This is a genomic window from Aeromonas sp. S15(2024), assembly GCF_041402265.1.
Lineage (GTDB): Bacteria > Pseudomonadota > Gammaproteobacteria > Enterobacterales > Aeromonadaceae > Aeromonas > Aeromonas dhakensis.
Genome location: NZ_JBGLQY010000014.1, coordinates 100,137 through 114,265, shown reverse-complemented (window position 1 = coordinate 114,265; position 14,129 = coordinate 100,137). Strand labels below are relative to the sequence as shown.

14 protein-coding genes and 1 riboswitch are annotated in these 14,129 nt (G+C 62.4%); of the genes, 7 read left to right on the top strand and 7 right to left on the bottom strand.

Annotation, left to right across the window (positions count from 1 at the left end; all coding sequences use genetic code 11):
• Both ACB033_RS20750 and ACB033_RS20745 read left to right on the top strand, forming a co-directional pair.
• The coding region (locus tag ACB033_RS20750; RefSeq protein WP_371140721.1) for a hypothetical protein at window positions 1-205 on the top strand (205 nt) is incomplete at its 5' end.
• A gap of 304 nt (window positions 206-509) precedes the next feature.
• Window positions 510-1,004, top strand: a complete 495-nt coding sequence (locus tag ACB033_RS20745; protein ID WP_005306971.1) for an RNA-binding protein — start codon at window positions 510-512, stop codon at window positions 1,002-1,004.
• Window positions 1,005-1,022: 18 nt separating this feature from the next.
• On the opposite strand, the gene murI is transcribed toward ACB033_RS20745, so the two are convergent.
• The 3 genes from murI to ACB033_RS20730 all read right to left on the bottom strand — a co-directional run bounded on the left by murI (window position 1,023) and on the right by ACB033_RS20730 (window position 4,968).
• Window positions 1,023-1,817 carry a glutamate racemase gene (gene murI / locus ACB033_RS20740; RefSeq protein ID WP_005306974.1) on the bottom strand — a complete coding sequence of 265 codons (795 nt, stop codon included), beginning with the start codon at window positions 1,815-1,817 and terminating at the stop codon, window positions 1,023-1,025.
• A gap of 105 nt (window positions 1,818-1,922) precedes the next feature.
• Window positions 1,923-3,800 carry a TonB-dependent receptor domain-containing protein gene (locus tag ACB033_RS20735; RefSeq protein ID WP_139725579.1) on the bottom strand — a complete coding sequence of 626 codons (1,878 nt, stop codon included), beginning with the start codon at window positions 3,798-3,800 and terminating at the stop codon, window positions 1,923-1,925.
• Between the two features lie 51 nt (window positions 3,801-3,851).
• A riboswitch (cobalamin riboswitch) is annotated at window positions 3,852-4,030 on the bottom strand.
• Window positions 4,031-4,065: 35 nt separating this feature from the next.
• Complete coding sequence (locus tag ACB033_RS20730) at window positions 4,066-4,968, bottom strand: LysR family transcriptional regulator (protein WP_139725580.1); 903 nt, start codon at window positions 4,966-4,968, stop codon at window positions 4,066-4,068.
• Between the two features lie 111 nt (window positions 4,969-5,079).
• Here ACB033_RS20730 and ACB033_RS20725 point away from each other — a divergent pair, with 111 nt between their 5' ends.
• The 4 genes from ACB033_RS20725 to ACB033_RS20710 all read left to right on the top strand — a co-directional run bounded on the left by ACB033_RS20725 (window position 5,080) and on the right by ACB033_RS20710 (window position 8,006).
• Window positions 5,080-6,006, top strand: coding sequence for a sodium-dependent bicarbonate transport family permease (locus ACB033_RS20725; RefSeq protein ID WP_162513139.1), 927 nt, complete (start codon window positions 5,080-5,082; stop codon window positions 6,004-6,006).
• Window positions 6,007-6,010: 4 nt separating this feature from the next.
• Window positions 6,011-6,313 carry a P-II family nitrogen regulator gene (locus ACB033_RS20720; RefSeq protein ID WP_005306985.1) on the top strand — a complete coding sequence of 101 codons (303 nt, stop codon included), beginning with the start codon at window positions 6,011-6,013 and terminating at the stop codon, window positions 6,311-6,313.
• 62 nt (window positions 6,314-6,375) lie between these two features.
• Entirely contained in the window at window positions 6,376-6,885 is a 510-nt protein-coding gene (gene purE / locus ACB033_RS20715; RefSeq protein ID WP_005306988.1) for a 5-(carboxyamino)imidazole ribonucleotide mutase, read from the top strand.
• Window positions 6,882-8,006 (top strand): 5-(carboxyamino)imidazole ribonucleotide synthase, encoded by a 1,125-nt coding sequence (locus ACB033_RS20710; RefSeq protein ID WP_139725582.1) that lies wholly within the window; start codon window positions 6,882-6,884, stop codon window positions 8,004-8,006. Before purE ends, ACB033_RS20710 begins: the two co-directional genes overlap by 4 nt.
• A gap of 74 nt (window positions 8,007-8,080) precedes the next feature.
• On the opposite strand, the gene ACB033_RS20705 is transcribed toward ACB033_RS20710, so the two are convergent.
• The 4 genes from ACB033_RS20705 to leuE form a co-directional block, all read right to left on the bottom strand.
• The gene (locus ACB033_RS20705) at window positions 8,081-9,271 is read right to left on the bottom strand and encodes an MFS transporter (protein ID WP_019839374.1); all 1,191 of its coding nucleotides are present in this window, start codon (window positions 9,269-9,271) and stop codon (window positions 8,081-8,083) included.
• A 109-nt stretch (window positions 9,272-9,380) separates the two neighbouring features.
• The gene (locus ACB033_RS20700) at window positions 9,381-10,112 is read right to left on the bottom strand and encodes a LytTR family DNA-binding domain-containing protein (RefSeq protein ID WP_005306995.1); all 732 of its coding nucleotides are present in this window, start codon (window positions 10,110-10,112) and stop codon (window positions 9,381-9,383) included.
• The gene (locus ACB033_RS20695) at window positions 10,106-11,779 is read right to left on the bottom strand and encodes a sensor histidine kinase (RefSeq protein WP_162519891.1); all 1,674 of its coding nucleotides are present in this window, start codon (window positions 11,777-11,779) and stop codon (window positions 10,106-10,108) included. Before ACB033_RS20695 ends, ACB033_RS20700 begins: the two co-directional genes overlap by 7 nt.
• A 159-nt stretch (window positions 11,780-11,938) precedes the next feature.
• Window positions 11,939-12,577, bottom strand: coding sequence for a leucine efflux protein LeuE (gene leuE, locus ACB033_RS20690; RefSeq protein WP_025202475.1), 639 nt, complete (start codon window positions 12,575-12,577; stop codon window positions 11,939-11,941).
• 287 nt (window positions 12,578-12,864) lie between these two features.
• Here leuE and ACB033_RS20685 point away from each other — a divergent pair, with 287 nt between their 5' ends.
• Window positions 12,865-14,085 carry an MFS transporter gene (locus ACB033_RS20685; protein WP_139725583.1) on the top strand — a complete coding sequence of 407 codons (1,221 nt, stop codon included), beginning with the start codon at window positions 12,865-12,867 and terminating at the stop codon, window positions 14,083-14,085.
• Window positions 14,086-14,129: the final 44 nt, after the last annotated feature.

Here is a 14,129-nt window from a genome sequence, read left to right as displayed (position 1 = left end):
AAAATTGTTTTTGATGCTCGATGCTGTGAGTGCCCACACAGATTGCTTGATTCAAATTGTTAAAGAGCGTGGCGCTTGTCGCGCTGAGGTGGCGTATAATACCTTCCTCACCTCGAAAGTCAAGCGCTTGCTTTCGCTTTTCTTTCGGCGCTGGCTTCACGAGGAAGCGAGCTCATCAGGTTGGCGTGTTCTGCCGTGCTGGTGAGGGCGCATTATAGGGAGGCGCGTCGCGATGACAAGGCTTTTTTTGAAGAAAGTCACGGAAATCTCAAATTATCCAATTAGAAACAGCTTACTCAGTGTATATATACAATGTTATCCACAACCCAATGATTTCAGACCCCTTTTATCATCATTTAAGTGGGTCTTCCTCCCGCAAGGGATGCCATACTGGAACGGATAATGTGTCCCGAATGGTCCATGGTAGCGCCCGGCTGGAAAGCTGGTTACCATGGAGGTGAATAGAGTGTTGCACCTTTTTTGCTTTCATTTACAAAAGGTCTTTAAAGATGAATTTATCCAAGTTTCCCGTTTATGTGCAGGCAGCCATCCTTGCCCTGGTGTTGGCACTGGTTGGTTATCTGGTTGCCCAGGCACTGCAATTTTCTTTGAAAGCCGAAGTGATTTTTGCTGTGGGTCTGGCCATCGGCGGTTTCGTGGTACCGCTGTTCCTCAACAACCGTGCGCCCGCCGGCGCCACTGAACAGGCCTCCAATCAGGAGACCTGCACCTTATATGTAGGCAACCTGCCATACCGTGCCAATGAGATAGCCGTGCGTGAACTGTTTGCCGAACAGGGCCAGGTGATCTCTGTTCGTCTGATGAAGGACAAGGCCACCGGCAAGCGCCGGGGATTTGGTTTCGTAGAGATGCCTGCTGCGGACGCCGCCAAGGCGATCGCTGCGCTCAACGACAAGGAGTATCAGCAGCGCACTCTCAAGGTGCGCGAAGCCAATGACAAGCGGGATAAAGATGAACGAGAAGGCAACGAGGTTGACGCCTGATCGGCAACCGATCGTTTGTTAGAACCTGACCTCTTCGAGAGATGACAGCCCCCAAGCTTGCAAGGGGGCTGTCAGTTTCTGGGTCTGGGCATCCAGCCGGGTGCAATAGGCGCTCCCCCCGACATCTTCCATCCGCGTCGGTGTCGTGACCAAACCAGTCAACAGGTGAGCCACCCGTTTGGCAACTGCACTGCCGGAATCCACCAGTTGGCACGCAGGCATCAGCTGCCGTATCTCTTCATCCAGCAACGGGAAATGGGTACAGCCCAGCACCAGGGTATCCGGGTGTTCTTCCCCTTCCAGCCAGTCCGCCAGTACTTCCCGCAACAAAGCCATATTGACCGGCAGACCCGCCAGCTTGCGTTCGGCCTCGATGACCAGCTCGGTCGCCCCCTTGAGCAGCACCCGCTTGCCCGGCGCAAACTGGGCGATGAGCTCGTGGGTGTATTCACGGCTGACGGTACCCGGTGTCGCCAGCAGACCGATGCAACCGTTGCGGGTGAGCGCGGCCGCGGGCTTGATGGCAGGCACCACCCCTACCACGGGAATAGCCAGAGCCTCGCGCAGGGCAGGCAGCGCTATGGTGCTGGCGGTGTTGCAGGCGATCACCACCAGATCGATATGATGACGAGCCACCATGGTAGTGACCAGTCGGGTGCAGGCAGCAATCAGGGCAGGCTCGCTCAGCTCACCATAGGGGAAGTTGGCGTTGTCGAAGCAATAGAGATAGTTGTGTGCCGGCAATGCGCGGCGGATCTCGCGGTAGATGGTCAGCCCACCCATACCGGAGTCGAACACGAGAATATTGGCCACTTGAGCTCCCCTTTGGTGCAAGTCGGCGATCATACTCCCGCCCACCGCCAATAGAAAAGGCCCCACCAATGGCGGGGCCCCTCATTTATACAATCACGGTCTGGATCAGAGTGAGTAGTCGACCGTCACGTAATAGGCACGCTCGTCGGCCGGGTAACCCACCGCAGTCTGGTACTCCTTGTCCAACAGGTTGTTGATCTTGCCGGAGACCTTCCAGGAAGGCGCGACCTGATAACCTACTGCCAGGTTCCAGACACTGTAGCCCCCCAGCTGGGTCGTGTTGGCCGCATCGCCATAGCGCTCGCCCTGATAGATCCAGCTCAGGGAGCCATCGAACTGCTGCCACTGTGCCTGGGTCACCCACTTGGCCCCCTTGCGGGAGATCAGCTGCAGCTGTTTGTCGGTCACCTTGTCCTTGGGATCCTTGTACTCGGCAGAGACCCGGTGGCTCAGCCAGCCGGTGTCAAATTCCCCTTCCAGCTCGACACCCTCGATCCGCGCCTTGCCAACGTTCTGAGGGCTCCAGAAACTGTTGGGATCACTCGGATTAGTGGGTGCCCACTGGATCATCTGCTCGAAGTCGTTGCGATAACCGGTCACACGCCACTCGACGCCGGCAGTCTGGCCATCGAGCATCAGCTCGCGGCTCTTCGACTCTTCCGGCTTCAAGTCAGGGTTGCCTGAGCTCGGGTAGTAGAGGTCATTAAAAGAGGGGGCGCGGAAGCCGGTGCCGTAACGGGCACTGAGGCGATAATCCTCCGCGAAGCGCCAACCAGCCCCGGTCTGCCAGGTGTTGTGACGCCCAAACTGCTTGTTGTCGTCACTGCGACCGCTCAGCTCGGCCTGCCACGTCTGGTTGTCAAACTGGGCCAGAGCATAGAGCCCGGTGTTGTCGCGCTCGTCGGCATCGCTCGGGAAGGCGGTGCCGGAGGAGCGGGAACTGGCATCCAGCATGTCGCGCTGCCAGTCGGCGCCGCCACCCAGGGTCCAGTTCTCGTCCAGCTTGACGTTGTTGACCCAGTTCAGGGTGTACTGACGGGTATAGAGCCGGTCAGTGGCCTGATCGCGGCCGCTGCTGTCCGGGTAGTCGTAGGCATCCTGTTTGGAGAAGGCACCGCGCAGTTCGCTCAGGTAACGCTCGTCATGATAACGGGCCCCCAGCTGGTAGCTCTGGTTCTCGGTCCAGGTTTCGTTGCGCTGATGGTAGGCCGGGCCCCAGGCAGAAGCGGCGGACGATCGGTCGTACTGGGCAATGTTGCGGAACCAGCGGGTCGTGCCGAACAGATCCCAGTTGCCGGTCAGCGCATGCTGATAGTCCAGCATGGCGTTATAGCCCCGGTGACCGTGCTTGTCGCCATCGTTCACCCCTGCGATGGGGTGGACGTTGTAGCCGGTCTCGTCATCGAAGCCCCCGGCAACCTTGAGCTGGCCAGCTTCACCGATCTGGCTGGCGCTGCTGAAGGCGGCCTGGCGCTGTTTGTGGGAGCCGGCACCGACATTGAATTTGTGCTTGTTGGTCGCGGGATCGGGACGGGTGATGATGTTGATCACCCCGCCGATGGCATCCGAACCATAGATAGTGGCACGCGCGCCGCGGATATATTCGATGCGCTCCACCTGATTGAGCGGCAGGTTGTTGAGCTCCGTCATCCCGGCAGTCAGGGAGGCACTACGCACCCCGTCCACCAGCACCAGGGTCTGGGAAGAGGTGCCGCCACGCACCCGCAGCGAGCTCAGTTGGCCACGGCCGCCATTGCTCACCACTTCCACGCCGGGCAGGGTCTTGACCACATCGGTCACGGTCTGGGCTTGCAGACGGTCGATCTCGTCACGGGCCACCACGTTGACGGGAGCAAGCACGCTGGAGGCAGGTTGGGCGACACGGGTGGCGGTCACCACCATGGTGGGGTTGACGGGGATGGTCAGTGGCTGGGCAAAGGCCGCCGTTGGCAACAGGGCAGCCGCCAATAATTTCTTGGACATGAGAGATCCTTAAGTTCGCGTAAGCATCTACTTCGTGGCCGGTTTCTCTCGGCCCGAAATACGAACTTTGGCAGGTCTTCGGGCTGGGGGGCTGATGGCCTACGGCGACGGCTTCCCACCCGATGGCAGTGCCCTGATGTCGCTTCGTTCCCCCTTACCGCTGCGCGCCAGCTCCGGATTTTCACCGGATTCCCTATTAAGCATGATGCGCCAAAGCGCAGGGATTATAGGCAGAGCAGAGGTGGATGTATAGCCATCCAGATTTCTATTTCTTGCCACCCAATGCCGCCAATCTCTGCTTCGCCCCTGCCATCACCGCCTGCACACCGGGATGGGAGAGATGACGACCAGCCGACACCAGATAGTAGGAGAGCGTCACTTCGGTCAGGGTTACAACCCGTTCGACACCATAAAGCCGCGCTATCTCCTCGGCCATGGCCAGCGGCGCCGGGAAGATCCCCATCCCCGCCTTGCCAAACGACTTCATCAGGGTGGAGTCATCAAACTGGCCGACCAGATGAGGATGAATGCCCTGCTGACGATACCAGGCCAGCAGGCTGTCATGGGTCGCCGACTTCTCTCCGGGGATCAGCAGGGGCAAGCCTTCGAGGGAAGCAGGAAAACCCTGTCGTGCCCGGGCAGCCAGCTCGGGGCTGGCAAACAGCGCCAGCGGGCTGCGCCCCAGTTCGTGGTTGTAGCCGCGCACCCCGCTGTCGGGAGGAAGCGGGCGATCGATCAGCACCATGTCGAGCTTGTGGCTGGCCAGCTCGCTGAACAGCTGTTCCGCCCGCTCTTCATGGCACACCAGGCGCAGCGGGGTGGCCAGCGCCATGGCAGGCGCCAGCAGCTCGAACGCCAGGGTACGGGGCACTGAGTCGGCGATCCCCACCTGCATGGTCAGCTCCTGGCTGGCATGGCGCAGGGTATGCTCGAGATCGGCGCCGAGCGAGAAGATGGCGCCGGCCTGTTCGAGTGCCTGGCGACCGGCGGCGGTCAGGGCAAGCCGCCGCCCCACCCGGTTGAACAGCGCCACCCCGAGGGAGAGCTCAAGCTCGGCCACCTGACCACTGACGGTCTGCGGCGTGAGGTGCAACTGTTCGGCGGCACGCGTCACACTACCGCTGCGCGCCACGTGCCAGAAGTAATAGAGCTGTTTATAGTTGAGCATCGGGTCCCTTATCAGTTTCTACCGAACAATCATCAATCAAAATCTGATTTTATCGAAACATCTTGCACTCTAGCATGCAACCACCCTGTGAATTGCCTCCTGCGAACTCCCATGCTGGATGTTGTTGTACTCTTTTTCCTGTTTGGTCTGCTGGCCGGTCTGGTGCGCTCCGAGCTCAAGCTGCCGCCCGCGCTCTACGATACTCTCTCCCTCTTTCTGTTGCTGGCCATCGGCCTCAAGGGCGGCGTCGGTCTGGCGCAGCAATCCCTGCAACCTTTATTACCCCAGCTGGCGCTGGTGATCCTGCTCGGCATGCTGCAGACCCTGGCCGGGTTCGCCGTGCTGCGCCTCAAGATGAGCCGGGTCGATGCCGCCGCCACCGCCGCCCACTACGGCTCGGTCAGCGTGGCGACCTTTGCGGTCGGGGTGAACTGGCTCACCGAACGCGGCATCAACTTCGAATCCCAGCTCTCCATCTTCCTGGCGGTGATGGAGATCCCCGCCATCCTGGTTGGCATCGTACTGGCCCAGGGAGTGAGCCGGCAGACCCGCTGGCGCCGACTGGCCCATGAAACCTTCCTCGGCAAGGGGGTCACCTTGCTGCTGGGCGGCATGGCCATCGGTTATCTGGCCGGTCCCGACGGGATTGCCCCGCTCAAGCCCCTGTTTGTCGACCTGTTCAAGGGGGCGCTGGCGCTGTTCCTGCTGGAGATGGGCCTCATCGTCGCCCGCCAGTGCCAGGACCTGCGCCGCCATGGCCTGTTCCTGCTCGGCTTCGCCCTGCTGATGCCGCTCGCCTCGGCTGGCCTCGGCCTGGTGATCGGCCAACTGATGGGGCTCTCCCTGGGTGGCCTGACCCTGCTGGCCACCCTGGCAGCCAGCGCCTCCTATATCGCCGTGCCGGCCACCATGCGCATCGCCGTGCCTCAGGCCAATCCGGGCCTGTCGCTCAGCGCCGTATTGGGGGTCACCTTCCCGTTCAACATCATGCTGGGGATCCCGCTCTACCACAGCTGGGCCCGCCACTTCACGGAGTAGCCACATGCAGACCGAGATCCGCACCCTGCTCACCGTCATCACGGAAGCAAACCTGGAACCCACCCTGCTGCGCACCCTCACCCGCGAGGGGCTGCGCGGCTACACCATCACCGATGCCAGAGGCCGCGGTGACCACGGTGAGCGCAACGCCAGCTGGAGCGAGAGCGGCAACATCCGGCTGGAAGCGATCTGCAGCCGCGAACAGGCGGAGCGCCTGCTCGCCCACCTGCAGAGTCGCTACTACCCCGACTATGCCATGGTCGCCTTTTTACAACCGGTCGAGATCGTCCGACCCGAAAAATTCTGAGCCGGCTTGCCGGCTCTTTTTGCCACCCAGAGACAAACGTTTTACTGCAAGGAGTCATAGCCATGAACACCCCTCCCCTGATCGGCCTGGTAATGGGATCCGACTCCGACTGGCCCGTGATGCAGGCTGCCGCCCGCATCCTCAAGGAGCATGGCGTCCCCTATGAGGCGCGCGTGGTCTCGGCCCACCGCACCCCGGATCTGCTGTTTGAATATGCCGCCAGCGCCCGTGAGCGTGGCCTGCGCGCCATCATCGCCGGGGCTGGCGGCGCCGCCCATCTGCCGGGCATGGTGGCCGCCAAGACCACCCTTCCGGTGCTGGGTGTGCCCATCCCGACCCGCCAGCTCAAGGGGATGGACTCCCTGCTCTCCATCGTGCAGATGCCCAAGGGGGTGCCGGTCGCCACCTTCGCCATCGGCGAGGCGGGCGCCGCCAACGCCGGCCTGTTCGCGGTCTCCCTGCTCTCCGTCGCGCAAGACGGCGATGCCCCTCGCTACCAGCAGCAGCTCGACGGTTTTCGCGCCAACGAACGCGACCGGGTGCTGGCCCTCACCCTGGAGGACCCGGCATGATACTGCCACCCGCCACCCTCGGTATGCTGGGGGGCGGCCAGCTCGGCCGCTACTTCGTGATGGCCGCCCACCGCCTCGGTTACAAGGTGGCGGTACTGGACCCCGATCCTGCCAGCATCGCCGGTGCGGCTGCCGATCACCATATTGTCGCCGCCTATGACGACCCGACGGCGCTGCACGATCTGGCCAGCCGCTGCGCCGCCGTCACCTGCGAGTTCGAGAACGTACCGGCCACCGCCCTGGCCCTGCTGGAGCAGTACAAGCCGGTACGACCGGCCGCCGGTGCCGTGCGCATCTGTCAGGATCGCCGCGAAGAGAAGGCCTTCCTGAGCAGAGCCGGCATCCCGGTCGCCCCCAACCAGACCCTGCAGCCGGGCGAGCCGCTGCTGGCCCTGCCCAACGACCTCTTCCCCGCCATCCTCAAGACTGCCCGCGAAGGGTACGACGGCAAAGGCCAGTGGACCATTCAGGCCGCCGACCAGCTGCCGGCTGTGCTGGCCGCCAGCGGCGTGCCCTGCGTGCTGGAGAAGCGCCTGCCGCTGGAGGGTGAGTTTTCCCTGACCCTGGCCCGCAGCCCGAGCGGTGCCATCGGTGCCCTGCCGCTGGTGCAGAACTGGCACAGCGGCGGCATTCTGGATCAGACCCGCTCCCCGGCCAACGTACCAGCGCTGGAGGCCGACGCCAGACGTATCGCCGAACAGCTGATCGCCGCCCTCGACTACGTCGGCGTGCTGACGGTGGAGTTCTTCCTGGTGGCAGGCAAACTGCTGGTCAACGAGCTGGCACCCCGCCCCCACAACTCGGGCCACCCCAGCCTCGACAACGCCGAGTGCAGCCAGTTCGAGCTGCAGGTGCGCGCCCTGTGCGATCTGCCGCTGCCCGCCCGGATCGCCGTGCGCCCCGCCATGTTGCTCAACCTGCTGGGGGATCTCTGGCAAAACGGCACGCCTGACTGGGCCGCCCTGCTGGTACTGCCCGGCGTGCATCTGCACCTCTACGGCAAGGGAGAGCCCCGCCCCGGCCGCAAGATGGGCCATGTCACCATCACCGCCGCCGACTGGCCAACGGTGGAAGAGACCTGCCAGCGGGTGCGCCAGCTGTTGGGGCTGCCGCCACGCTGAGCCCTGAGCCGCGCACAAAAAAAGACCCGGGCCAGGCCCGGGTCTTTTCATTGCTTGCTGCGGTAAGAAGGTGATCAGGCCCGCTCCACCGATACCGGCGCCGGCAGGCGGATGGTGAGGGAGAGCACCAGCGCCACCACCAGCAACACCAGGATCAGGTTGAAGGTCGCCATGAAGCCGCCGAACAGGGAGGCGACGATGGAGCCGATGATGCTGCCCAGACCAAAGCCCAGATAGATGACGCCGTAGTTCTTGGTCAGGTTGTTGAGACCGAAGAAGTCGCTCACTAGGGAGGGGTAGACGGTGATGGTGCCACCGAAGCTGAACGCCACGCAGGCCACCGCCACGAAGAAGAGGTTGGCGTTGAGCGGCACGAACAGCAGCAGCGCCATGCCCGCCAGGGTAATCAGCTGGGCGATGGTGATGACCCGGATGCGGGACATCTTGTCGGAGAGGATGCCCAGCACCAGCCGGCCACCCAGGTTGGCCATGGCGATGATGGCGACGGCGTTGGCGGCGACCACGGCCGGCAGGCCCACCATGTTCTCGCCGATGTCCTTGGCCACGCCGATGACGTAGAGACCGCTCATGCAGGCGGTGAGGAACATCAGCGCCAGCATCCAGTACTGCGGCTTGCGCATCGCCTCGGCCAGGGTGAAGTCGCGGCTCTCGCTCTGCTGCACGGCGGTGGCCTGCTTGGGCGCATCCTTCATCAGCATGCCACCCACCAGCACCATGGACATGGCGATCAGCCCCCACAGCTGGAAGGTGGTCTCCAGGCCGTTGCTGGAGAGCAGCAGCAGGTTGATGTACTTGAAGCCCAGGCTGCCGAGGCCATAGGCACCGATGGAACAGGCGGAGATCAGCCCCTTGCGCTCCGGGAACCACTTCACGCAGTTGGAGAGGGTCATCAGGTAGCCGGTACCGTCGGCAAAACCGACCAGGATGCCGGCACAGAGGTAGAGCATCGCCAGGTTGCTGGCGTGGGCGGTGAGGAAGAAGCCGATGCCGAGCAGCACGCCGGCACCCAGGGTGACGTTGCGCACCCCGAACCGCTCCTGCAGCTTGCCCGCCAGGGAGGAGGCCACCGCCAGGGAGAGGCTGAGCAGGCCGAAGGCGAAGGCGACCTGGCTGACCGGCTCGTCCAGCTTGTCGGAGAGCTGGGCGTTGAACAGGCTCCAGGTGTAAACGGATCCCAGCGCGAACTGGGTGATGATGGTCCCCAACAGGGTGAGATAGCGGGTGCGATTCAGATCGATGGTCATGATGCGTCTCGGTCAATGGCCTTAAGGAAACTGGGGCCACTATAGGCAAGACGCCACTCCCGCCGACCGATTAAGGCATGAAATGCAGATCGGCGGGAATGAATGACAATCAGAGCCGCATCAGCTGACGGAACGCCTTGATGTTGCTGCGGCTGACCGGCACCTCAAACGGCAGGTCATGGAGCCGGATGAGATAGGTGCTGTTGAACCAGGGCACTATCTCGCGGATCTTGTTGATGTTGACGCAGTAGGAGCGGTGGCAACGGAAGAACCCCTCGGCGGGCAGCCGGCTGACGAACTCGCTGAGGGTCATGGTCATCACGTAGCGATCATCGCGGGTGTAGACATGAGTCAGCTTCTCGTCGGCTTCCGCGTAATAGATCTGCTCGCAGGGGGTGACTATGATGCGCTCCCCCTTCACCAGGTTGACGGTGCGATTGTGTGGCGTGCCCGGCTCGCTCCCCTGCCCTGTCTGCGACTTGCCCGCCAGCTCGAGCTTTTGCAGCAGGCTGATGAGGCGCGGCTCGTTGTAGGGTTTGAGGATGTAGTCGAACGCCTCCAGCTCGAACGCCTCCACTGCGAACTCCTTGTAGGCGGTGACGAAGACGATGTGGGGCGGATGGCTCGACTTGTGCAGATTCTTGGCCAGCAGCAGGCCGTCGATGGAGGGGATCTGGATGTCGAGGAAGACCACGTCCACCTCGTGATCCTGCAGGTATTTGAACGCCTCCAGCCCGTCCTCGAAGCTCGCCACTATCTCGATCTGGCTGTGCTGATTTACCAGATAGATGAGCTCCTCGCGGGCGAGGTATTCATCTTCCACTATGATGGCTTTCAGCATGGCATCGACTCCTGATCCGGCAGATAGAAACTCACTTCGGTACCCGGCTCCAGCCGCTTGAGGTGCAGCCCGTCGCCATAGAGCAGCTTTACCCGCTGATGCACGTTCATCAGGCCGATGCTGCGGCTCTCCACCCGCCCGGCGGCGACCCCATCGATCACCTCCTGGCTGATGCCGTAACCGGTATCGCGCACCGCTACCCGAATGCCGCCCGCCAGCTGTTTCACCTCGATGGTGACCCTGCCCGGCGCACTGCGGGGCTGGATGCCGTGCAGGATGGCGTTTTCCACCAGCGGCTGCAACAGCAGGCTCGGCACCTGAATGTGCACGTCATCCACCTCGAACACCACCTCCAGCTTGTCGCCGAAGCGGGCCTGCTCGATGGCCACGTAGTCGCGCACCTGCTGCAGCTCCTCCTGGATGTCGATGAGGGTGTCCCCCTTGTTGAGGTTGTAGCGCAGGTAGTCCGCCAGATTGGCGATGAGCTGGCGCGCCTGCTGGGGCCGGATGCGGATCAACGACGAGATGGCGTTGAGGGCGTTGAACAGGAAGTGCGGGTTGATCTTGCTCTGCAGCGCGGTGAACTCCGCCTTGCGAGTCATCTCTTTCAGTTGCTCGATGCGCGACACCTCCATCTGGGTGGAGATGAGCTGGGAGAGGCCCACCGCCATCTCCTTGAGGGAGCTGGTGATGCTGTGGGTGCGGCGGTAGTAGATCTTGAGGGTGCCACTGACGGCGCCGTTCTCCCGCAGCGGAATAATGATGACCGAGTGGAAATCGGCCAGGTGGTACTGGCGCAGATCGTTGTTGATGATGATCTGATCCAGCAGCACCGCCCGCTGGGTCATGGCGCTGATGGCGTGGTGCTCGTCCAGCTCGTAGTAATCCTTGCCCACCCCAACATAGGCCAGCACGTCGCGGGTGTCGGTGATGGCCACCGCATCGGCGCTGATCTCGCTGCGAATGATGGCGCACACCTGGCTCAGTGAGTGACGATCGATGTTCTGGAAAAACGGCAGCGTCTTGTTGGCGATGTCCAGCGCCAGCTTGGCCTGCTTGGCGGCAATCAGCTCCTTCTCGTCGTCCAGGTCCTGCACCAGCTTGATGATGAGGCCGATACAGAGCGCCCCGGCGATCATCGGATAGGCGATGTGGCTGACGATCTCGACCCCCACTGCATGGGGCTCGGTCAGCTGCCAGATAAGCAGCATGGTCAGCCCCTCGCAGGCCATGCCCGCCAGGATGCCGTAGAGCCAGAGCCGCGACTTGCGGCAGCGCAGGTGCAGCCAGGTGGCGAGCAGGCCGGCGATGATGCTGGCGATGAGACACGGGATAGAGGTGTGGCCATCCATGTCGATGAGGTAGCGGTGCAGGCCGGAGATGACCCCGGCCGGAATGCCGACCCAGGGGCCGAACAGGATGCCGCCCGAGATGATGGCGATGATCCGCACGTTGATGAGCGCCCCCTCTATGGGGATGCCGGTATAGGTGCTGAACACCGCAAACAGGCAGAAGATGGCGGCGACCAGCACCAGTTCGGCCGGGGTGTGGTCCCGCTTCTGGAACAACCGCTGGAACGGCCGGGTACGGGTCAGGAAGAACAGGGTCATCAGCATCAGCGCCGCCCGTTCGAACACCGCCAACAACATCATCTGATTTTCGAGCATGAGACCATCCGACCGATTGCAACCAGGGAACACAACTGAATTATCTCTCGCCATGACACGTGGAAGGCAAGCATGAGGGACTGATCCCCTCATGATAAAGCGCAGTAGTTTACCCCAGCCGACCGGATAGGGAAGGCCGCGACTTCCCCTTGTCGGGGTTCAGGATGACAACGTGGCCAGCCGGGCGGCGAAGCCCATGAAGAAGAGGCCAATGAGGCCGTTGCCGAGTCTGGCGAGGCGTACCTTGCGTGCAAAGAAGCGGGCCATCAGGGTGCCGCCGAAGATCAGCAGGGTCAGATAGACGAAGCTCATGGCCTCCAGCATGCTCGCCAGCACCAGGTAGGAGAGCCAGGTGTGGGCATAGTTGAAGTCGACGAACTGCACGAAGAAGGAGACGTAGAACAGGATCGCCTTGGGGTTGGTGAGGCTTAAGGTAAGCGCCTTGGAGAAGTAGCGCTCGCCGTGCTCGACCACGGACGCCTGCCCTTCCCGCCTGGCGATAAAGTTGGCGTGCAGGATCTTCACCCCGAGATAGAGCAGGTAGATGGCCCCCAGGTAGCGCACCAGGGTAAACAGCAAGGGGGTGGTGCGAATGAGGGAGGCGATGCCCAGATAGGCGCAGAAGATCAGGATGGCGTCGCCGACGAAGACACCGAGGGCCGCCTGGTAGCCCGGGCCGACGCCGCGGCTAGCCCCGGTGCGCAGCACATAAATCGAGTTGGGCCCCGGCGCTATGATGATGAAGAAGAGCCCGACCAGATAAGTCCAGACATTGATGACACCCAGGCTCTCAAACATGGCGCGCCCCTCTGGACCTGGAAAACAGCCAGCTCAGGTAGGTCCAGACGTTGATGACTCCCAGGCTCTCAAACATGATCCCTCCATGGCGGGTAGCGACCCACATAATGCGACGACGAGGTTTCTATACTAATCCTCCGCCCGCCGAGCACAAGCACAAGCACAAGCACCGAGCAATGATCCGTTCATATCTGGACTGCACATCCCCGCACTCACCACTTTGTGGTGTCCAGACGCGTCGGGATCAGGCATGTTAAGCCATACCCAGACTCACAGAACCCGCCCTCATGGAAAAGAGCCTCAGTACCGATCAGCCACTCGCCGCCGCTGCCGCGCACGATGCCTTGAATCGCACCAGCTATCCGGTGATCGCCGCCATCAGCTTCTCGCACCTGTTGAACGACATGATGCAGTCGGTGCTGCTGGCCATCTATCCGCTGCTCAAGCTCGGCCTCAACCTGTCATTCACCCAGATCGGCCTCATCACCCTCACCTACCAGTTCACCGGCTCGCTGTTGCAGCCGCTCATCGGCCTCTACACCGACCGCCGGCCCATGCCCTATTCATTGCCATTCGGCATGGGTTTTACGATGATCGGCTTGCTGTCGTTGTCGCAGGCGGCCAGTTTCGGTGCCGTGCTGCTGTCGGCCATGCTGATCGGCATCGGCTCGTCAGTGTTCCACCCGGAATCGTCCCGAGTCGCCCGCATGGCGGCCGGCAGTCAGCCCGGGCTGGCGCAATCGCTGTTCCAAATCGGCGGCAATCTGGGGTCGGCCATAGGCCCGCTGCTCGCCGCGCTGATCGTAGTGCCGCAAGGCCAGGGCAGCGCGGCCTGGTTCTCGCTGTTCGCGCTGGTCGGCGTCATCGTGCTCAGCCTGGTCGGACGCTGGTCCAGCCACCACGCCGCCAACTTCCACAAACGGATGAAGTCGCACCTCGGTCACGGTCTGAGCCGCCGCCAGATCGGCTGGTCGCTGGCCATCCTCGGCCTACTGATGTTCTCCAAATTCTTCTACATGGCCAGTCTCAGCAGCTATTACACCTTCTACCTGATGGACAAGTTCAGCCTGTCGCTGGAGAGCGCCCAGCTCTATCTGTTCGCCTTCCTGTTTGCGGTCGCGGCAGGTACCGTGCTCGGCGGGCCGATCGGCGATCGCATCGGCCGCAAGCGGGTGATCTGGATCTCCATCCTCGGCGTCGCCCCCTTCACCCTGCTGCTGCCCCATGTCGACCTGTTCTGGACCTCGGTGCTCTCGGTCATCATCGGCCTGATCCTGGCCTCGGCCTTCTCCGCCATCCTGGTCTACGCCCAGGAGCTGGTCCCCGGCAAGGTCGGCACCATCTCCGGCCTGTTCTTCGGTATCGCCTTCGGCATGGGGGGCATAGGGGCGGCTCTGCTCGGCCAGCTCGCCGATGCCACCAGCATCGAAACCGTGTACCGGGTCTGCGCCTATCTGCCGCTCATCGGCCTGCTGACCGTGTTCTTGCCGACTCTTAGAAAGGGATAGCGGGCCACCCCGCGAGGAATGCAACCCATAAAAAACGCGGCCTG